The sequence below is a fragment of the Flavitalea sp. genome, assembly GCF_035489435.1.
Taxonomy (GTDB): Bacteria; Bacteroidota; Bacteroidia; order Chitinophagales; family Chitinophagaceae; genus DATHKG01.
In genome coordinates this window covers 58,993-78,814 of sequence record NZ_DATHKG010000158.1, presented here as the reverse complement: position 1 = coordinate 78,814, position 19,822 = coordinate 58,993, and the positions used below count along the sequence as shown (strand labels likewise).

Sequence of the window (19,822 nt, the reverse complement as noted above, 5' to 3'; positions counted from 1 at the left end):
TAATAACAGGATTTTGACCAGAACCCAATCTTTGTCCTTTTTTGCTTTTTTTCTGACACTGGTTCGCCTGTTGTTAACTGGCTGTACGAGCGTTTTGTTAATTGGTTGTACAAGTGTTTTGTTAACTGGCTGTACAACAGTTGACAGTACAGATTCCGGAACGTATTCAAACCCAGAGGTAGTATATCATGAAGTGATAGGCTGGCCACAACTTGCACCTGGTTTTCAATTGGGCAATCCTACCGGCATCGGCATAGATACATCTAACCACATTTTCGTTTTTCATCGAGCAGACAGGCAATGGCCATTAACCGGCCCGATGCCGGATTCACGGATTTCTTCCCCAACGATACTTGAACTTAATCCCGTAGATGGAAAGATCATTAACAGCTGGGGCCAGGGCCTTTTTATTATGCCGCATGGACTAACCATCGATAAAGAAAATAATATATGGGTCACCGATATAGGGTTACACCAGGTTATTAAATTTAATCATAACGGAAAACTGTTGCTGAAAATAGGAGAGGCAGGTGTTCCAGGTAATGACAAAACCCATTTCAATAAACCGACTGATGTAGCTATTGCAAAAAATGGCTGTCTATATGTAACAGATGGATATGGCAATAACAGGGTTGTTAAGTTTTCACCGGAGGGATTATATATGTTTGAATGGGGAACTGGTGGAAAAAAAACAGGTGAATTTGATATACCACATGCTATAGATCTGGATGAATCCGGGAATGTATATATAGCAGACAGGGAAAATAGCAGGATACAGGTTTTCGATGCGGCAGGAAAATATATCAATCAATGGAAGAATAAAAATGGAAAAATTACTGCTGTTTCCGTTTTGAAAAATAAAAAAGGGTTTGTAGCGACCGATGATAACAATTCATGGTTTGGATTGAGACATAATGGTTCAAATATTCTCCTGTTTGACTCATCAGGCATTTTTACAAAGTTTGTAAACAGGAATTTGACAAAGAGTAAGAATAAATCCTGGTTTCATGATGTTGCAGTTGATGAAGAGAACAACATATATGTTGGAGACATCTCCAACAACCGTCTCCGGAAGTTTGAAATAAAAAATTAAATAGTTCAATAATTTAGTGCCTGATAACGAGTCCTAACCTCCAGATCATTCACATACTGTGTCGGTGTTTTCCCAAATTCCTGCTTAAAATATGAGGCAATAAAGGACGAAGGTTATGGTATATTTGAAAATAGTACGGTATCCAGGAATAAGTATAAAAGGATGCTTCACCGAAATGGCATGGCATCCTTTAAACTATGAAAGTAAGTATTAAGTAAACCCAAAAACTCGTATTAACTTTGCCAGGCTTTTTCATTTTTTTTTTCAAAATCGGTAAACGCCATTTGAAGGCCGGTAAGTACTTCGGCAGAAACTTCAAATAGCGCCTTTGCGGCTGGATCATTTAATTTCTCAATATCCTCACGCAAATGATTAGTAAGATTTGAAAGATCTTCTTTCACTTTAGGTGTGTGCTCAAGTGGATTACTGTGTGATCGTATTGCCATAATCTTAATTTAAAGTGATTAAACTATTTTTTACAATCTTACTGTTACGTCATAGCACAGTTTGAGTAAACTGCGATAACTCATAAACCGTATTATTTGTGTAGTGCAATAAACGCTTCGCTTCGCTGATTATAGATTCAGCCAGTACTTCCGCTGCTGAATGACTTACTGCTTTGCGACATACCGCATTCAGATTCTGAGGAGAAGTATTCAATTGTTCTGCATAGTAATGCACCGAATTTTTGACCACCTGCCCCGTGTTCAATTGTTCAAGGAAAGATTGGTACAGATCAGATCTTATCTCTGGATTGTTTATATAAGGTTTTGAAGCTTCCAGCACTTTTGCCAATAACGCTTTCAATAGTCCTTCGATGACATGAAAGGAATTTTCATTTTCTATCTTATTTTCTTTGTCATCAATTCAAACAAATGATGAATAGTGGTGTTATCGTCAATGCCCAGGCAGTTATGACTACTGAGTTTTGTCAATAGCAGCTTCAATTCATTATCAAGACTTTTTTCAATAAATGTTTTTTTAATAATAATTACAAACCCTTCCGGCTCACCTTCCAGGTCAAAATTGTGTGCCTGCTCTTTTCTAATGAAAAATATTATAGGAGGTATTACCGGGTATTTACGCGAATCAATCGAGTGATAACCACTGCCGCCAGATAAATAAATGATCTCAAAATAATTGTTGTGTTTGTGAGGCTCTGTTTTTTTTACTTCTTTCCTGAAAGGAAGAACCTTTATTGTTTCAATGGCTTCCGTCTTATCTTTTACTTGTAATAGTTTGGACATGATTAATCGTCAGTTAATTTTTTTTTAAATTTCAGAACCCTGCTAATATTTTCCCTGAAAGTTTCGCTTACGGGAATCTCAGTTGCACCAATACAAACAAAGTCACGTTTGATAGTTGTAATCTTGGATATTGCCACAAGGAAGGATTTGTGAGTACGTATAAAGGTGCCAACAGGGAGTTTTGCTTCAATAGACTTTAGTGACATGCGGGTCAGAACAGGTTTAGCCATTGAGGAAAGATATATCTGAATGTAATCTTTGAGACCTTCTATGTACTCGATATCGGCAGGAACAATCTTTACGAACGTATATTCAACATTTACAAAGAAATCATTGTTTTTTACTATTTCTGAAGACATTGCAGAGTTCTTCATGCGGAGCAATTCCGCAGCCCGGTTACACGCTTTTAGGAACCGGTCAAAACTGAAAGGCTTTAATATATAATCTGCCACCTGTAGGTCAAAACTTTCCACCGCATATTTTTCATAAGCCGTCACCATGATGACCAGAGGAGGATGATCCAGTGATTGCAGAAACTGCAGGCCGTTTAGCCGGGGCATCTGGATGTCCAGGAAGATAATATCAATCTGCTCTTCCTGCAATGTCTTCAATGCTTCCAGAGCAGTTTTACATGATTTTACCAGTTCCAAAAAAGGGACCTGACTCAAATTATCTTCAAGTAATTCACGAACCAGGGGTTCATCATCAACAATAATACAGCGCATCATTATATTAGCTTCAGTGTTAAATTAATACTGAACAGGTTATTGTCAGTGTGTATGGCCAGATCATGCCTGCCTGCATAAAGTAGTGTTAATCTCGAGCGGACGTTACTCAATCCAATACCCGAACTTTCGTCTTTGCTTGCATCTGCCTCTCCGTCAAATTTGTTCTTTACCTGAAAAAGAAGTACTCCCTCCCTGAGGGTTAAGTTGATATCTATAATGGGCTGATCCACGTAACCCGTCCCATGCTTAAATGCATTCTCGACAAAAGCGATCAGGAGCATCGGTTCAATACTATAGTTTGTTTCTTCATGCGGTAACTCAAGGTTGAATACAATTTTCACATCACGACCGAACCTTAATTTCTGCAAAGCTATATAGCTCTCCAGATATTCCACTTCCTGTTGCAGGGATATCTTTTTACCAGCATCATAAAGCATATAGCGCATTAAACCGGAAAGCATTAAAAGCGATGTTTCGAGATCATCGGACTTCTTTCTAGCGAGGGAAACAAGGTTTGTTAATATGTTAAAAAGGAAATGCGGGCTGATCTGAGAACGGAGGAATTTCAGCTCCATCCCCAATTGCATTGCCTCGTTTTCTTTTTGCAGTTTTTCATCGCGAATCCTATCTGCCGCTATGCTGTAGAAAACACTGACAGTAAATACCAGGACAGAAGGAAAGAGTACGTGGGATCTTGCGTCCTGCAAAACGTCGGGAAACCATGACGTGAGTATATAGAATTTCACCCTGACGGAAAAAATAATAAGTAAAATGGCGGAGACGATATATAACCACCAGTATGCCCGGTTAAGAAGCTTTGGATAGAGAAAAAGGGTATTGCCATAAAAAATGATCATATGGATAACGCCCGACAATGTAAAATAAAGCCCTGGAAGCGGACCAATTTTGTACTGGTTATCAGCATCGGAAACCAGGTAAGGAAAAAAAAGTACGATACTCCATGCGAGCGCATGAATTATAAAATTAAAATACCTGTACTTAACTATTTTCATTATTTAGCGACACATGAAGACTTTTAGTTCTCACCAATCCATATCAAATTTATTGGTTTTAAATTTACTACGACCTGACACCATGTATAAATACCACGGTACAGTGAAACATAAGTGAATAGTATCTCCTACAGGAACACGTTAAAAAGAAAGTCGCCGGATCTTTTGACATTGTCGCAACATTTACCGCTGTTGTCTATTTGTCAGAAAAGTTGCGATTGCCACCGTTAGTTTTGCACATCAACTCGTAAGCAATTGCAGATAAATGGTCTCTCTTCTACGGGGTGTAACGAAAAAAGACAACAGTGATTAGAATTATTAATATCTAAAAGACAATGAATATGCAAAGTTTGCTTGAAGTCGGTTTGTTTTTACAGGTTAGTGGCATCACTTCTGGGCGAGCTGCGGCACTCTTACCCGCTATGGTTGGGCTGATCAGTGTGATCGTCGGTTGGTTGGCTTTGGCCCGTTCCGCCTGTCGTATCAGATCCGGGCGGTTCAAGGCCATCGTGGCCCTGGTGATGGGACTGATCGGCATAGTCCTTAGCGGGCTGCACCTGGTCCGCGCCTCCGGTGGTATCGGCACGGGGTCCGGACGACTCGGTGCCACCGTGGCTCTGGTGGTGGGGCTGATCGGAATGGTCCTCGGTGGGCTTGCTCTGGCCCGCTTCCGGCGGATCGCTACGGGCAGCAGTATTGCAGCGACGTCCAGCCCCAGGGAAAGAGCATAAATCAAAAAATTACGCTATTGATATGTCTGTTGGCATAGAGATTTTGCGAAAGAACAATACCGGGAATTGCAGAATCCTGGAAAGTTCGATACGAAAATATCGAGCTGGTTAATAACTCCTTCTGATCCGCGTATTCGTTTGGTAGATAGCAATAGTTGGTATACAGCAATAAGTGTTACTCAGTTCTCAAGCTTTTCATGGGATTGGCAATACCTGCCTTAATAGCCTGAAACGGAAATTATTTGTCCAGGGAGGGCCGCCAATAACTCCATCAGCGCCTGCAACCTTTTTACTCTGGGAATTTGAGGAAGAGTATTTTTAAAACTTTCATATCGCTGCCTTGATGGATACGAACCTATTCCTTCAATCAGCATTACCTGTTCCTTGTTAAATCCCAATTTTGATTTTTGAAGAAAACTGATTTGCTGATATATGATCAAAGTGCCGGTTATTAACACTGTTGAAATAATAAACTGCAGTACAACCATTGTTTTGCGCAGATTAATATTTTTGCAATCTCCTTTTCAATACCGGTAATGTCAAGGTTTTCTGCATTAGCCAATAATACATTAGCTGATTTTTTTGAGGCCTAAACCGCAAGCTTTTTATGCACATACTTGCTTTCTTTCCGTCTTATCTCTTTATCCGTTTTAAGTTCATGCTCTCTTTGTTTCTGAACCAGCTTGAACCAATATGTGGCAGGAATAGCATTGTTGGAATGAATTTCAAGTCTTACTGCTACATATTCAGGTGGCATACGATGCATATTAATAAATTGACTTAACAAGGTTTCATCAATACTGATTTCGTCAGCAAATTCTTTTCTTTTTACCCGAAGTAGATCCACATATTGCTTAAGAAAATGACCAAAGGTCAGATCAGGGTTAAATTCCTTGTTTTGAAAATAATCCTCCAATTGAAATTTTAATTGAAAAAGTTGTAAGGATAATCTATCATTCTCAGTCATATCCTTTTGCTCTTTTTTTCTTGATGCAGTCAATTGTTCTGCCGCTTCCTTTTTTTGAGCGGGAGTGAGTGTGACAGGAAAGACAATAGCCTCTGCTAATTCTTCCGATGTATGTTTTGTAGAAAGTTTTTTAGATTTCATAAATATTCTTTAAGCAGTTTATTCAATTTATTTCCTTCAAGGTATAGTTGCCAGCCTGCATGTTCCATGTAATACTTTTGCATATAACTGCCTTTTTTATCCCGGTGGCACCTCGATTATTTCCATATACAAGGTAATTAAAAGTTTACAATATTTGTAAAGTTTTTGAAGCATCGGATTTCCTGCAACCATCAGGTCGTTTAAAATCAACCGCATAAGGCCTATAATTTAAAAAGCACGGGCCGAATTATGTCACAAGTTCAGGCGCATTTTATCTTATTTATGTAACAAAATCAGGGGTATTCTCTCGCATTTTTGTAACAAAATATGGGCAATTTTGGCAATTTTATGTCACAGAATTAAATGTTTTTCTACCATCTTCTTCGCAATCCGATTCAAAATTTCTCTATCTGTTTCGTGATGATTTTTTTATCGGTGGTCGTTCGCGCCAGCTTAAGTGCAGTGCGATAATGTTGCAGGGCCTTTTTATTGTCTATACCTGAATAAAGATTACCCAGCAACGAAAAGTAAAAATGATTATCCGTTAATTTGAGTTTTTCAGCTTCCACGATAGCGGCTTCTTTGCTTTTGACCTTGGAGAGAACGAAGGTTCTGTTTAATGCAGCGATGGGGGAATATTGAAGGATAAGCAACTGATTATATAACTGTAAGATCTCTTCCCATTTTTCCGGCACATCTTCTTTGTATGTGTGCCAGTACGATATACCCGCTTCAAGATGATAACGGGTTAACTCATTGCCTGTTGAGGCGAGATTTAAATAATGTATGCCGCGTTCGATAAGTTCCCTGTCCCACAATGCCTCATCCTGATCATCATATAAAATAATCTCTCCGTCTTCATCTGTTCTTGCATCAAAACGCGAAGCATGAAAACACATCAGTGCGTACAGGGCATTTACCTTAGGCCTATTTGTACCGGGATTATTGATGAGGAGCAGTGTCAGCCGCATCGCTTCTTCGCACAGATCTTTTCTTAAAACACTATTGTGTGACTTTGAATAATATCCTTCGGAAAACAACAAATATAGCGTAGACAGCACCACGTCTAATCTATCGTTGATTTCAGCAATAGCGGGTTGCTGAATCTGAATATTTTTTTCTTTAAGTTTTTCTTTCGCCCTGCTAACTCTTTTGTAAATAACTTCTTTGGTAGTCAACCAGGCATCCGCAATTTCCTGTATGCCGAAACCGCAAAGCAAATGCAAAGCAAGCGCGGTTTGTGCTTCCTCGGATATCACCGGGTCACAGACGGTGAATATCATTGCCAGCTGGCTGTCGGAAATATTTTTGGGCGACAAATCTAACTCGGTTTCTTCTGTTAACTGTGTAGTGTGTTTTATTTCCGGTGATAATTTGTTCTCGAAAATATCCCTGTGCTTGAAATAATTTTTCGTTTTATTTTTTGCCACCGCATACAACCATGCAATGGGATTATCCGGCACACCTTTTAAAGACCATGTTTCTGTAGCAGTAAGAAATGTATCGCTAACAATATCTTCAGCAACCTCAATATGTTTAATGCCGAATAAATGAACGAGTACCGAAACAATGTTCCGGTACTCGTTCCTGAATAAACCAGGTAAAAGTTCTTGCTGATCCATCAACATCTATTGAACCGGTGCAGAAACAGCCATGCGGACCTCTAACGTAGCACCCCAGTCTAAAATCGGGCAACCTTTTGCGATTTCTACAGCATCATCATAGTCTTCAGCCCTTATCAATATTACTCCTCCCAGCGACTCTTTTATTTCCGCATAGGGACCTTCGGTTACTGAGTTATGTTTTATCACTTTTCCACCGGCATCCCAACGATTAGGCGGCATAACTAATTTATTTTGTGCTGCAATACCACCGATCCAATCCTGGAACAGTTTTATAGTTGCCTGCATCTTTTCAGGTGATGGTTGCGCATCTTTACTTTTAAGATCGCGGTGAATAGCTATTAAGAATTCGTTCATAATGTTGAATTGAGAAGATATAAAATTATCGATATTGTTTGGAATGACGAGATTATCCGAATTGTCCAACGCGGTATGTGCCCGGTGTTGTGGCGAAAGCGATATTGAGTCGGTTCCAGGTGGCGACAGTTGAAATTGCCAGCGTCAGGTCGATTAATTCCTGTTCAGAAAAATACTGCTGTACATCGGCGTAGAGTTCGTCACTCACGTGGCATTTAGTTACAGCTTCGGCCCAGGCGAGTGCAGCCCTTTCACGATCACTGTAATAAGGTGTCTCGCGCCAGCAGCTCAAACCAAACAACCGTTGCTCCGTTTCTCCCATTGCGCGGGCATCTTGTGTATGCATATCGATGCAAAATCCACATCCATTCATTTGTGATACCCGGAAGTTCAAGAGCTCGAGTAGCGGTTTTTCAATAGTAGAATTTTTAATATAAGCACCCAGGCCAAAGAGAGCTTTCAGTGCGTTTTGTCCTTTTTCCAGGATGCTGATTCTTTGTTCAGTACCTGCCACTGTTGTTGTCGTTGTCATAATGTTTGTTTTAATACACTACTGACAACCGACTTTATCAGATTGGACAAAAGCGGACAAATATTTTTTTATTTTTTTATGCGCCTGGCCATCAGTTTTTCAATTTGGACAGTCAGTCAGGATTTGTTAATTTATATAATTAAATTAAACCATTGAAAATGGAAACTATTGCCATAAAAGAGATCAGTGATACATTTTCTAAGGGAGATCTAAAGTCGGTTTATAATCATTTTGATGATGAAATCCAATGGAACATTGTGGGATCTCCGGCTATTACAGGTAAAGAAAATGTTATTGCCCATTGCAACAAGATGTTGGCTGAAATGGCAAGTTCTTTGATGAATAACACCCACCATGTTGTAACAGATAATACAGTTGTCGTACAAGGTTATTGTAGCTTTACCAACCAGGACAATACCCCGGGAAAAGTTGAATATTGTGACATCTTTCGATTTAATGATGATAAACTTTTTGAAATAACTTCCTATATCATAGAGGTTGTAGAAAATTAAGGCTTTCTGGCGCGATCGCACCTCTTAAAGGTCGTAAACACACATCTTTTATCTAATCTACCCAGGTTAACTTCGTATACAAATAAACATAGTTATGCGAAAAATTATTGTTACAACCTTTATCAGCCTCGATGGTGTAATGCAGGGACCGGGAGGCCCGGAAGAAGATCCTACCAATGGCTTTAAATGGGGAGGATGGACTGCCACTTTCTGGGATGAGATCATGAACAATAAGATGGCTGCTTCAATGAAAAATCCATATGATTTACTGCTGGGTAGAAAAACCTATGAAATTTTTGCTTCACACTGGCCATATGCTGACGATCCGATTTCAGAAACATTCAACAGGATAACAAAATATGTTGTTTCCGGTAAGGGGCTTGAATTAACCTGGAAAAATGCTGTTTTGATTACAGGTGACATAGTTGCTAAGCTGGCTCAACTTCGAAAAGAAGATGGCCCCGACCTGCTGGTTAACGGTAGCGGGAAACTAGTTCAGACTTTATTATCAAATGGACTTGTTGATCTTTTATATCTATGGATATTTCCTACGACAATTGGAAAAGGTAAACGCTTATTTGAAGAAGGAACAAGTCCTGCTAACTGGGAATTGCTTGAATCAACGACCTCCACCACTGGAGTCATCATTGCCAGCTATAAACCTTCAGGAGCGATAAAACTGGGATCTTTTGCACTTGAACCTCCAACAGAAGCAGAGCTAATCCGCCGGGAAAAAATGAAAAGAGAATTATAAATTCCTTCCTATCTCGTTGAAAATCTGTTTACTACAAATATTGGTGTTAAATACTAAATAATTTAGTATTATTGCTTTGGGAATTCAATGGAAATTTATTTCCTCCATTTGCCCAATAGAAAAAACAGTGGTAACAGACAAATCAACCATATTAGCCCAATTACAAAGAGATATACTCCCTTTGCAAGGTCTTAAGAAAGCCAACGGTACTCCATTAAATATCGGGTGGGGATCAATTGATTCGTCTTTTCCAAATAAGTCATTCCCGGTGGGGTCTGTGCATGAATTTATCAGCGCAGCACCGGAAGACAAAGCGGCTACTGGTGGATTTGTAGCTGGCATACTTAATGCGCTTATGAAAAATGGGGGGTCCTGTATCTGGATCAGTGCATCAAGAACATTATTTCCTCCCGCTCTCAAATTGTTTGGCGTAGAACCCCATCATATTATTTTCGTGGATCTTCAAAAGGAACGTGATATTCTCTGGGCCATGGAAGAATCATTAAAATGTCCCGGACTTGGCGCAGTAGTTGGTGAATTAAGTGATTTAAGTTTTACAGCTTCTAGAAGACTTCAACTCGCAGTAGAACAAAGTTGCGTTACCGGTTTTGTTCTCCGCCATCAGCCCCGAAATCTAAATACCAATGCTTGTGTAACCCGTTGGAAAATTTCTTCATTGCCAGGCAAGATTGATGAAGGAATGCCCGGAATTGGATTTCCGAACTGGAATGTGGAGTTAACAAAAGTAAGAAATGGAAAACCCGGATCCTGGCAAATAGGATGGGAGGCAGGCAAGTTCAGGAATCATTCAGGATTGATAAGCTTGATTACAAGCGGGCAAAAGAAAAAAGTTGGATGATATGGCTAAACGTTTTGTATCAATATGGTTTCGTCAACTGAAAACCGACTGGTTCGTTATCAGGCAACCAGAAATAAAAGAACATCCTTTTGTTGTTGCTGCCCCTGATCATGGCAGGATGATAATTAATGCCGTAAATGCAGAAGCCAGCGCTAATGGTATTGAAACCGGTATGGCTGTAGCTGATGCCCGTGCTATGGTTCCAGACCTAAAGGTTATGGATGATAAGCCAGGCCTTTCCGGGCGATTGCTTAAAGGCATAGCTGAATGGTGCATTCGCTATTCACCTGAAGTTGCCATTGATCTTCCTGATGGCATAATGATTGATGCTACCGGCTGCGCTCATCTCTGGGGTGGTGAAAAACTGTTTCTGAAAGAAATCACAAACAGGCTGAAAAGTCTTGGATATACTGTTCGTGCAGCTATGGCTGATACCATTGGGGCAGCATGGGCAATTGCAAGATATGGTCAAATAACACCTGTTATAGAACCCGGGCAACAATCTGCAGCTTTGCTTTCATTACCACCTGCCGCACTCCGTTTAGAAACTCTTATCATTGAACGTTTGGATAAACTAGGGCTTCACCAGGTTAAGAATATTATCGGTATGCCAAGGTTTGCGCTGCGCCGTCGTTTTGGTGAATCATTACTATTGCAAATTGACAAAGCACTGGGTCTTGCCGAAGAAATTATCATACCGGTAAATCCTATAGAACCATTCCAGGAAAGGTTGCCTTGCCTGGAACCAATTGTAACTGCAACTGGTATAGAGATCGCATTAAAACAATTGTTGGAAAAACTCAACCATCGTTTGAACAAAGAACAAAAAGGCTTAAGACATGCAATTTTCAAATGTTACAGGGTAGATGGGAAGGTCATTCAGATTGAAATCGGCACACATCGTCCATCTGTAAGTACCAGGCATCTATTCAAATTATTTGAGATAAAACTGCAGACTATTGAGCCAGCACTCGGAATAGAACTTTTTATCCTTGAAGCGCCAAAAGTGGAAGAACTTATTCCTATACAGGAAAGATTATGGGAAGGTTCATGCGGTTTGGAAGCTAATGGCCTGGCAGAATTGATTGATCGCCTGGCGAATAAGATTGGTTCAAAAAACATTCATCGTTATTTGCCGGACCAGCATCATTGGCCCGAGCGATCCATCAGGCAGGCTTCATCAATCACTGAAAAGCCGGATATCCCCTGGAGAATTCATCGACCAAGGCCTTTACAGTTATTAAATAAACCTGAGGCCATTGGTGTCGCAGCCCCGATTCCAGACTATCCACCAATGTTATTTCGATACAAGGGCAAGGTGCATAACATAAAAAAAGCCGATGGGCCTGAAAGAATCGAAACAGAATGGTGGCTCGAAGAGGGACAGCATAGGGATTATTATAGTGTTGAAGATGAAGAAGGGCATCGCTACTGGATTTTCAGATCGGGCCATTATTCAGCCGAAAACAATTATCAATGGTTCCTTCACGGAATTTTTGCCTGAATCGAAAATGGTACAACCAGTATTGAAAACAAAGAACATCTTGATAGGCCAAATTGTAAATCCAGAATGGACCAAAGAAAAAATTATCAAATGAACTATGAGTTATGAATAAGAATTATTGAATGCTTATCATGCTAAGAATGTTCTGAATTTCATAACTCATATTTCATCACTAAATTTCATAATTCATAACTCATAATTCATATCTCTTTTTACATAACTATGTTTTTTACGGAGTTGCAAGTAACAACAAATTTCAGTTTCCTTCGCGGAGCATCTCATCCTGAAGAACTGGTGACAGCGGCTGCTGAATTTGGCTATCATGAAATAGCCATCACAGATCGAAACAGCCTTGCCGGAATTGTGCGTGCTCATAGTGCCGCGAAAAAAAAGGGCATGCGTATAATTCCAGGATGCCGGTTGGACTTATTGGATGGTCCATCCCTGCTCGTTTATCCAACTACAGGAAATGCATATTCGCAGTTGTGTACATTACTAACAAAAGGAAATCTAAGAGCAGAAAAAGGCGACTGTCATCTGTATAAAAATGATGTTTTTGAGTATGCAGACGAATTTAAACTGATAGCGATTCCACCCACTGAATTAAATGATCATTTTGAATTTGACCCTTCATTTAAAATTGCAATAAAAGAATACAGGAACGTATTTGGCTCTAACCTTTATCTTGCCGCCACCCGCCATTATTTTGGAGATGATGCCAAACAACTCCATCGATTGGCTGAAATTTCAGCTGAATTGCATGTGCCTTTGGTTGCCACCAATGATGTTCATTATAATAATCCTGACCGAAGGCAATTACAGGATGTTTTAACCTGTATCAGGGAAAAATGTACTATTTATACTGCAGGATTTCGCTTGCATGAAAATGCAGAAAGGCACCTGAAGCCCCGTGATGAAATGATACGTTTGTTCCGTCACTATCCTGATGCCATTAACCGTACCCAGGAAATTTCAGCTGCCTGCCAATTTTCGCTTGACTCATTGAAGTATGAATACCCTGAAGAGATTACATCTGAAGGACGTACACCCCAGGAAGAGTTGGTTTTCCTTGCCTGGGAGGGAGCTAAAGAAAAGTTCGGGGAAATCATCCCGGAAAAAACCATTACTGCAATTAATCATGAATTAGGGTTTATAGATCAGTTGAATTACGCGCCTTATTTCCTCACGGTTTATGATATAGTCAGGTTCGCAAGATCCCAGGGAATCCTTTGCCAGGGCCGTGGATCAGCCGCGAATTCAACAATTTGTTTTTGTCTCGGCATCACATCAGTAAATCCTACAAAATTTGATTTACTTTTTGAAAGGTTTATTTCTTCGGCGCGTAATGAACCCCCGGATATAGATGTAGACTTTGAACATGAAAGGCGCGAAGAAGTGATTCAATATATTTATAACAAATATGGCCGTGACAGAGCTGCTATTATTGCTACTGTAACTCAACAGCATCAGAAAGGAGCCATCAGGGATGTAGGAAAAGCAATGGGTTTATCTGTTGATACGATTAACAGGCTATCCGGATCTATCTGGGAATTTACAACCGAATGGTTTGAAGGTAAGAAAATTGTTGAACAAGGATTCAATCCAAACGATAAACATCTCAGGAAAGTGTTGAAGCTAACTGAACAGTTTATGGGTTTTCCCAGGCAGTTGGGTCAGCATACAGGTGGTTTTGTAATTACACGTGGCAAACTTTCCAACTTATGTCCGATTATGAATGCAAGGATGGAAAACCGCACCTGTATTGAATGGAACAAAGATGATATTGATATACTGGGGTTTTTAAAAATTGATGTACTTGGCTTAGGTATGTTAACCTGCATAAGAAAAGCGTTTCAAGCTGCAAAGGATCACTATGGATTGGATCTTACACTGGCAAATATTCCCCAGGATGACAGCGCAGTATATGAAATGATCTGTCATGCAGATACTATAGGTGTTTTTCAGATTGAAAGTCGTGCACAGCAATCTATGTTACCAAGATTGAAGCCCCGTACATTTTATGACCTGGTAATCGAAGTAGCGATTGTAAGACCCGGCCCTATCCAGGGAGACATGGTTCATCCGTATTTGAGAAGAAGAAATGGTGAAGAGCCTGTTGAGTATCCTTCAAAAGAACTTGAAGATATTCTGGGCAGAACATTAGGTGTACCTCTATTCCAGGAACAGGCAATGAAGATTGCAATTGTAGCAGCAGGATTCACTCCCAGTGAAGCAGATGAGTTGAGAAGAAGTATGGCTACATTTAAAGCAAAAGGCCTGGTTGCACAGTTTGAGAAAAAGTTAATAAATGGAATGCTTGAGCGGGGATATAAGCTGGAATATGCTCAGCGTGTCTTCAAACAATTGGAAGGTTTTGGAAGTTATGGATTTCCAGAGAGCCATGCAGCCAGTTTTGCATTGCTGGTTTATGTATCATCATGGATAAAATGTTATTACCCCGATGTATTTGCATGCGCAATTTTGAATAGTATGCCCATGGGATTTTATCAACCTGCGCAGATTGTAATTGATGCAAAAAAACATGGAGTAGATGTAAGACCTGTGGACATCAATTACTCATTGTGGGATAACAGGCTTGAAGAAAAATCAGGTAAATATTGTGCCCTGAGGTTAGGATTCAGGCAGGTGAAGGGTTTACGAGAAGAGGATATGAAAGTGTTAACTGACCGAAGAAATAAACCATACAATAATATTAATGCTTTAAGGGAAGCAGGTGTGCCTGAAGCTGCCCTGGAAAAACTTGCGGATGCAGATGCATTCAGATCAATGGGTTTAGATAGGAGACAGGCATTGTGGGAAGTCTCCACAAAAAACGATCGACCGGTTGCTCTTTTTGCAGGACAGGATGCCGCAGATATTTCCGAAAAAAATATTTCCCTTCCAGGCATGTCACACTCCGAACACGTTGTTCACGATTATGCCGCTACTTCGTTGTCTTTAAAGGCGCACCCGGTGAGTTTTGTCAGAGAAAAGCTTGACCAGCTTTATATTAAATCTACTAAAGACCTCGCAGATCTGAAGGATGGTCAGTTGGTGAAAGTGGCTGGTCTTGTGCTCGTGCGTCAAAGACCGGGAACAGCCGGGGGTATATGTTTTATGACAATCGAAGATGAAACAGGTTTTGCTAATCTCGTAGTTTTTGAAAGCTTGTTTGAAAAATACCGGAAAGAAGTTCTGCAATCAAGGCTTATAATGGTAGAGGGTAAATTGCAAATAGAAGGGGAGGTGATTCATGTAATAGTAAGAACCTGTCATGATTTTTCCAGGTTGTTACGTCATCTCACACCATCAAGAAACCAAGATCTTCCTCTTTTGACATTATCCCGTGGTGATGAAAAAACAATTCCTGTTCATGCTCAGAATAAAAGGTCTCAGACTCGCGAGGATGCTGGTGAAAAGATATTTCCGGGAGCAAGAAATTTTAAATAAGTATTCTGAACTTGAGATTTTCAAGTTGTTATTCTACGAGTATTCTGAACTTGAGTTTTTCAAGTGGGTATTCTAAATTTTTTATAATATTCAGAAAATAATCAATAAATAAATAGAATGAATAAATAGAATGAATATCAAGAAAGGATATAAAGAATGAATATAAGAATTGATATTCTTGCCAAAACTAAAAGGGATTTGAATAACCAAACCCCTTTTTTTAGATCTATTTAACCAAAAGCATATTAAATTGAAATCAAGATTCTGTACGATATACCATTCCATCAAGAATAATATCAGTCACCCCGTCGTGTTTTACAATTTTCAATTTGGTGGGATAATAACCACTTTTCTGGACTTTCATTGGTTGCGGAATTACTCTTTCAAAATTATTATTGTTCTTAATGAAATCTAGGGTAATCATAGGCTCGTAAAAATTTACCTTGCCGTTATATGATCCATAGATAAAAGTCTGTGTAAATGGCTGTCCGATAAATTCTGGTGAAGTTGGATCTACCCAATGTGCACCCATTTTCGGAACTCCGCCTCCTGCATTAAAATAGTTTACTGGGAGATAAGCCGGGGCAGGTGAGTTTTTGAATTTGATACTATCTGCTTCATAGGCCGGAATCGCATCAACTTCTGCTGGTGTCATCATATAAAAATGGAAGTCAAAATGAGATTTTCCATAGATAGGATCTGGTTCATGACCAACCGGGTTCCAATCGAGTCCCAGATAATTAAATGGCGAAATATTTGCCTTTGGATGAAAGTTCAGGACCCAGTTATTAACTCCGTTATTACCATGATTGTGGCCATTGTCGCCACCTGTGGTTGGCAAACTATTCATAGCTGCATCATTGATAGCAATGGCCATTTTTTGTGGATTACCATTATGATCCAATTGAACCCAGGTCCAGGCTTTACCATAATGCACCTGCATTTCAGGTCCTTTAAAAATGCCGTCTTTATCATCTTTTTCTTTCTTGCATGATGCAAAGATTACAGCCGCTAATAAGAATAATACTCCTGTCTTTTTCATGGTTGTCTATGTTTTGTTTTTTTTATGGCTCAAAACTCGGGCGGTTGAAGTTATAGACCAATCATGAAGAATATAGAACGGGATAATTGATGCATGAATTGAGCAAGTAGATACCTGACAACTTTTGTAACAAAAAACACAATAGTGTATTTGAATTTTTGATCACAATAGTGTATTTGAATTTTTGATCATTGAAGCTATTGCTATTCAGCTTTTTTAAAAATGACCGATATTTCAGTCAACCACTCCAGTTTGACCGAAATATCGGTCATCGTATCAACTGGGTATATTTGAACATTATCGTTTGATGGTTTATGATGATAGATGACATTAATGACCGTTGAATTTTGAAACGCGATCCTGCGAATTTGTCTCGATGGAAAGGATTACTTTCAACCGTCAAAATTGTGATAGAGCTTAAATTGATTTTGCTATTTGTTAAAATGAAACTGCCTTGCGCTGAAATTTATAATGTGATACGTGAAGTCTAATATGACAATGCGTGTAAAATAATTTTGTCTATGCGCTTAAATAATATTGGTATTGTTTAAATTAATATGGCTTTACGCTGAAATTTATAATGTGATACTTGAAAATTAATATTGCTATAAGTTTAAAATATTGTAAGCTATGAAAAAGATTGTATTGCCAGCCATGAAACTGATAATATCGGTTTTTGCCCTTCTTATGTTAATCATCCCGCTCAATGCCCAGGTCGGTGAAAATGATATGATTGAACTGGCTAAAATAAAAAAAGGTATAAGGTCTAAACGGGTCAGCAGTTATGACACTACTGGTGGTAACGGTGATTACCTTGCGAAAATAAAAAGTGGCGAAAAAAAATCGTTGTTCGATGTAAAAGGTGCGGGTATCATCAATCATATCTGGATAACAATTGCACCAGGTCCGGAAACAATATTGCGCGATGATATTATTCTCCGGATGTATTGGGACGGCAATTCATTTCCCTCCGTGGAGGCTCCGCTGGGATCCTTTTTCGGGCAGGGATGGAACGAAGCTTATCCATACTACACCCAGCCTCTGAATGTTACACCGGGAAATTCAAAGGCCCTGGTAAGTTATTTCGCGATGCCATTCGCCAAAGGCGCGAGGATTGAAATCGAAAATCAAAACGAAAAAACCATTGACAATTTCTACTATTATGTCGACTACCAAGAATTGGATCAACTCCCGGCTGACCTTGGGCGTTTTCATGCCTGGTTTAATAACCAGGTAACAGAAACTGATCCTGTTGAAAGAGAAAATGAATGGAGTGTATTGAAACAACAGGTTCCAAATAAAACCCCCGAACGCAATTATCTTATTGCAGATATAAAAGGAAAGGGCCAGTTTGTAGGCGTAAATTATTATGTTAATTCACCTTCACCAATCTGGTATGGAGAGGGTGATGACATGTTCTTTATTGATGGATCAACACGGCCAGCTCTTCATGGTACAGGAACTGAAGACTATTTCAATACGTCCTGGTGTCCAAAGGAAATTTTTATGACGCCATATTTTGGGTATCCAAAAATCCACCTTGCTGAAAATTCAGACAAAAGATTTGATATCGGTTTTAGTGGCAGAACTCATGTTTACCGGTATCATATAATGGACCCCGTCTATTTCGATAAATCGCTAAAGTTTAGTATTGAACACGGACATAATAATGTGCTGGTTCTTGAACTAAGATCGGTAGCCTATTGGTACCAGTCAGAAGCTGCACAGGTACCTTCCATAAAATCAAAAACAGAGCGAAAACCAATGCCAATCATCAACCCTGTTGATGTGCACAGGTGGCGGGATGTTTGGAGAAAATCAAAAGGAGATAGTTTAAAATTGTGGGGTAATTAAATATTCATGTAATTCCTCCAAATAATAATTCCTCTAAATATAATTCCTCTAAATATAACTCCTCTAAATAATAATTATTTCAAATGAAATTATATCTGATCAACGGATTTCTCGGAAGTGGAAAAACAACAGCTATTCAAATGGCTTGTCAGACCTTGCTGGACAATAAAAGAAAGGTAGGTGTTGTAACCAACGACCAGGGAGAAGAACTGGTCGATACAGCATTTTTGAAAAATAATAACCTTCCTACACTCGAGGTAACGGGTGGTTGTTTCTGTTGTAATTATGAAAAGCTTTCATCAGCAATAACAACATTAGACAGGAACGAACATCCGGATGTGATATTTGCTGAATCCGTAGGCTCCTGCACTGATCTTATTGCAACGGTTGCCAAACCATTGAATAAGTTTTATCCTGATCTGGAAATCGTTATCACTGTTCTTGCCGATGCAAGATTGTTACATGCCCTGATGACAAACAATACTTCATTTGTAAGTGAAGAAGTTCAATATGTGTATAAACAACAACTGGCAGAAGCGGATATAATGATCGTGAATAAGATTGACTTGCTGAATGCAGAAGAGCTGTCCGGGATTCAAATCATTATTGAGCAGGAGTACAGAGAAAAATTGATTTTATATCAAAATTCCACTGATAAGCGTCATATAAATACCTGGCTTATAAAGTTGGAAAGCTTCAGACAGCCTGCATTGAGGCATTCCCTGCAAATTGACTATGAGGTTTATGCAAAGGGAGAATCTTTACTTGCCTGGTTGGATCAAAGCCTTGAAATAACCACCGTTGATGGCTCTGCATTAACAGTTGCAGAAGAACTGATCACCGGGATAGTCGACCGGATACACGAAAGTAATTATCTCATCGGTCACCTGAAATATATGGTGGATGATGGAAAAAATAAATCCAAAATAAGTTATACTTCCATTCATGATCAACATCAGGATTTAAATATGTCAGGAAGTTCAAAGTCCGATAAAATCGATCTTTTGATAAATGCAAGGATACAATCAACACCAGGGCAATTATCAGACATCGTATCACTGGCGATCAATGAAATTATCAAACGAGGAACTAGTAGGATCAATGTGAAAAAACTATCTTCTTTCCAGCCGGGTTATCCCAGGCCGACTTATCGGATGGTTGACTGAGAATTGCGGTTACTGCTGATTGGTAGTAGCACTCTTTATGCAACAGTTCTATTGCATTCCTTCGCTCCGTGGGGAGCAGGTTATTGCTTTTTTGTGTCTGTTTTCCCTGTCTTAATAAGAGTGTTTATGCAGGGAAACACGATTGGCCCTGATCGGCTTTTTGTTCCCTGGTCAGCTTTGTTAACCATTCTTTTAGCGATAGTTGCTTGTATCGTCTTGATCGGCTTTAGTAACTATCCTCTATTGCTGG

General features: G+C 39.4%; 21 protein-coding genes. 10 read left to right on the top strand and 11 right to left on the bottom strand.

All coding sequences use genetic code 11. The features are described from left to right. The first annotated feature begins 13 nt into the window (after nucleotides 1-13). On the top strand, nucleotides 14-1,093 hold the full coding sequence (locus VK664_RS24560; protein WP_461401367.1) for a peptidyl-alpha-hydroxyglycine alpha-amidating lyase family protein: 1,080 nt from the start codon (nucleotides 14-16) through the stop codon (nucleotides 1,091-1,093). Between the two features lie 233 nt (nucleotides 1,094-1,326). On the opposite strand, the gene VK664_RS24555 is transcribed toward VK664_RS24560, so the two are convergent. The 5 genes from VK664_RS24555 to VK664_RS24535 are packed head-to-tail and all read right to left on the bottom strand — an operon-like array spanning nucleotide 1,327 to nucleotide 4,081. Then, complete coding sequence (locus VK664_RS24555) at nucleotides 1,327-1,539, bottom strand: hypothetical protein (protein WP_461401366.1); 213 nt, start codon at nucleotides 1,537-1,539, stop codon at nucleotides 1,327-1,329. 49 nt (nucleotides 1,540-1,588) lie between these two features. Continuing rightward, complete coding sequence (locus VK664_RS24550) at nucleotides 1,589-1,900, bottom strand: hypothetical protein (protein WP_461401365.1); 312 nt, start codon at nucleotides 1,898-1,900, stop codon at nucleotides 1,589-1,591. Between the two features lie 35 nt (nucleotides 1,901-1,935). Further along, a complete protein-coding gene (locus VK664_RS24545; RefSeq protein ID WP_461401364.1) occupies nucleotides 1,936-2,340 on the bottom strand; it encodes an AraC family ligand binding domain-containing protein in 405 nt (134 codons plus the stop codon). Between the two features lie 2 nt (nucleotides 2,341-2,342). After that, nucleotides 2,343-3,068, bottom strand: coding sequence for a LytR/AlgR family response regulator transcription factor (locus tag VK664_RS24540; protein ID WP_461401363.1), 726 nt, complete (start codon nucleotides 3,066-3,068; stop codon nucleotides 2,343-2,345). Next, nucleotides 3,068-4,081, bottom strand: coding sequence for a sensor histidine kinase (locus VK664_RS24535; protein WP_461401362.1), 1,014 nt, complete (start codon nucleotides 4,079-4,081; stop codon nucleotides 3,068-3,070). The genes VK664_RS24540 and VK664_RS24535 overlap by 1 nt, the downstream gene beginning before the upstream one ends. A gap of 335 nt (nucleotides 4,082-4,416) precedes the next feature. Here VK664_RS24535 and VK664_RS24530 point away from each other — a divergent pair, with 335 nt between their 5' ends. Both VK664_RS24530 and VK664_RS24525 read left to right on the top strand, forming a co-directional pair. Further along, nucleotides 4,417-4,812 carry a DUF6223 family protein gene (locus VK664_RS24530; protein ID WP_461401361.1) on the top strand — a complete coding sequence of 132 codons (396 nt, stop codon included), beginning with the start codon at nucleotides 4,417-4,419 and terminating at the stop codon, nucleotides 4,810-4,812. A gap of 66 nt (nucleotides 4,813-4,878) precedes the next feature. Beyond that, entirely contained in the window at nucleotides 4,879-5,034 is a 156-nt protein-coding gene (locus tag VK664_RS24525) for a hypothetical protein (RefSeq protein WP_461401360.1), read from the top strand. Here VK664_RS24525 and VK664_RS24520 read toward each other — a convergent pair. The 5 genes from VK664_RS24520 to VK664_RS24500 all read right to left on the bottom strand — a co-directional run bounded on the left by VK664_RS24520 (nucleotide 5,031) and on the right by VK664_RS24500 (nucleotide 8,431). Next, nucleotides 5,031-5,300: a hypothetical protein gene (locus tag VK664_RS24520; protein ID WP_461401359.1), complete on the bottom strand. Its 270-nt coding sequence runs from the start codon at nucleotides 5,298-5,300 to the stop codon at nucleotides 5,031-5,033. The genes VK664_RS24525 and VK664_RS24520 overlap by 4 nt on opposite strands. A gap of 101 nt (nucleotides 5,301-5,401) precedes the next feature. Continuing rightward, complete coding sequence (locus VK664_RS24515; protein ID WP_461401358.1) at nucleotides 5,402-5,920, bottom strand: hypothetical protein; 519 nt, start codon at nucleotides 5,918-5,920, stop codon at nucleotides 5,402-5,404. 395 nt (nucleotides 5,921-6,315) lie between these two features. Continuing rightward, nucleotides 6,316-7,542: an RNA polymerase sigma factor gene (locus VK664_RS24510; RefSeq protein ID WP_461401357.1), complete on the bottom strand. Its 1,227-nt coding sequence runs from the start codon at nucleotides 7,540-7,542 to the stop codon at nucleotides 6,316-6,318. 6 nt (nucleotides 7,543-7,548) lie between these two features. Next, nucleotides 7,549-7,899, bottom strand: a complete 351-nt coding sequence (locus VK664_RS24505; RefSeq protein WP_461401356.1) for a YciI family protein — start codon at nucleotides 7,897-7,899, stop codon at nucleotides 7,549-7,551. A gap of 52 nt (nucleotides 7,900-7,951) precedes the next feature. Next, nucleotides 7,952-8,431, bottom strand: a complete 480-nt coding sequence (locus VK664_RS24500; protein ID WP_461401355.1) for a carboxymuconolactone decarboxylase family protein — start codon at nucleotides 8,429-8,431, stop codon at nucleotides 7,952-7,954. A 158-nt stretch (nucleotides 8,432-8,589) separates the two neighbouring features. On the opposite strand from VK664_RS24500, the gene VK664_RS24495 reads away from it, so the two are divergent. The 5 genes from VK664_RS24495 to VK664_RS24475 all read left to right on the top strand — a co-directional run bounded on the left by VK664_RS24495 (nucleotide 8,590) and on the right by VK664_RS24475 (nucleotide 15,510). Next, nucleotides 8,590-8,943: a nuclear transport factor 2 family protein gene (locus VK664_RS24495; RefSeq protein ID WP_461401354.1), complete on the top strand. Its 354-nt coding sequence runs from the start codon at nucleotides 8,590-8,592 to the stop codon at nucleotides 8,941-8,943. Nucleotides 8,944-9,037: 94 nt separating this feature from the next. After that, the gene (locus tag VK664_RS24490; RefSeq protein WP_461401353.1) at nucleotides 9,038-9,697 is read left to right on the top strand and encodes a dihydrofolate reductase family protein; all 660 of its coding nucleotides are present in this window, start codon (nucleotides 9,038-9,040) and stop codon (nucleotides 9,695-9,697) included. Nucleotides 9,698-9,824: 127 nt separating this feature from the next. Beyond that, nucleotides 9,825-10,556 carry an ImuA family protein gene (locus VK664_RS24485; RefSeq protein ID WP_461401352.1) on the top strand — a complete coding sequence of 244 codons (732 nt, stop codon included), beginning with the start codon at nucleotides 9,825-9,827 and terminating at the stop codon, nucleotides 10,554-10,556. A gap of 1 nt (nucleotide 10,557) precedes the next feature. Beyond that, complete coding sequence (locus tag VK664_RS24480; RefSeq protein WP_461401351.1) at nucleotides 10,558-12,060, top strand: Y-family DNA polymerase; 1,503 nt, start codon at nucleotides 10,558-10,560, stop codon at nucleotides 12,058-12,060. Nucleotides 12,061-12,282: 222 nt separating this feature from the next. Continuing rightward, nucleotides 12,283-15,510 (top strand): error-prone DNA polymerase, encoded by a 3,228-nt coding sequence (locus tag VK664_RS24475; RefSeq protein WP_461401350.1) that lies wholly within the window; start codon nucleotides 12,283-12,285, stop codon nucleotides 15,508-15,510. A gap of 256 nt (nucleotides 15,511-15,766) precedes the next feature. On the opposite strand, the gene VK664_RS24470 is transcribed toward VK664_RS24475, so the two are convergent. Then, complete coding sequence (locus tag VK664_RS24470; protein ID WP_461401349.1) at nucleotides 15,767-16,552, bottom strand: hypothetical protein; 786 nt, start codon at nucleotides 16,550-16,552, stop codon at nucleotides 15,767-15,769. A 630-nt stretch (nucleotides 16,553-17,182) separates the two neighbouring features. On the opposite strand from VK664_RS24470, the gene VK664_RS24465 reads away from it, so the two are divergent. Together VK664_RS24465 and VK664_RS24460 are read left to right on the top strand one after the other, a co-directional pair. Beyond that, entirely contained in the window at nucleotides 17,183-18,406 is a 1,224-nt protein-coding gene (locus tag VK664_RS24465) for a glycoside hydrolase family 172 protein (protein WP_461401348.1), read from the top strand. An 83-nt stretch (nucleotides 18,407-18,489) separates the two neighbouring features. Further along, on the top strand, nucleotides 18,490-19,572 hold the full coding sequence (locus tag VK664_RS24460) for a GTP-binding protein (RefSeq protein ID WP_461401347.1): 1,083 nt from the start codon (nucleotides 18,490-18,492) through the stop codon (nucleotides 19,570-19,572). Nucleotides 19,573-19,822: the final 250 nt, after the last annotated feature.